The organism is Aerococcus sp. HMSC10H05, from assembly GCF_001806975.1.
Taxonomy (GTDB): Bacteria; Bacillota; Bacilli; order Lactobacillales; family Aerococcaceae; genus Aerococcus; species Aerococcus viridans_B.
Genome location: NZ_KV786950.1, coordinates 1 through 531, shown reverse-complemented (window position 1 = coordinate 531; position 531 = coordinate 1). Strand labels below are relative to the sequence as shown.

Annotated in this window: 1 protein-coding gene; it reads left to right on the top strand. The window is 34.7% G+C overall.

Annotation, left to right across the window (positions count from 1 at the left end; genetic code table 11):
* The coding region (locus HMPREF3116_RS01365) for a restriction endonuclease subunit S (RefSeq protein ID WP_210382469.1) at positions 1–531 on the top strand (531 nt) is incomplete at both ends.

Sequence of the window (531 nt, the reverse complement as noted above, 5' to 3'; positions counted from 1 at the left end):
TTTACTGATGATTGGGAACAGCGTAAGTTGGGGGAGATTGCAGATATCGTTGGTGGTGGTACCCCGAACACAAATAATGACTCATATTGGGATGGAGAAATAAACTGGTTTGCTCCAGCTGAAATTAATGAGCAAATATACGTTAAAAGTAGTAAGAAAAAGATTACAGAATTAGGACTTCGTAAAAGTTCTGCTAAGAAACTTCCACCTGGTACAGTCCTTTTTACTTCACGAGCCGGTATTGGTAAAATGGCTATACTCACTGAAGAATCAACAACCAATCAAGGTCTTCAATCCATTGTTCCTATAAAAAATATTTTAGATAGCTATTTTATCTTTTCGAGAACAAAAGAATTAAAAAGGTACGGAGAAAGGATGGGTTCTGGATCAACTTTTGTAGAAATATCTGGCAAACAAATGGAACAAATGCCTATCAGAATTCCAAATATAATTGAACAGAAAGAAATTTCTCTATTTTTCATCAAACTAGATAAAACACTTACTCTTCATCAGCGTAAGTTAGACCAATTA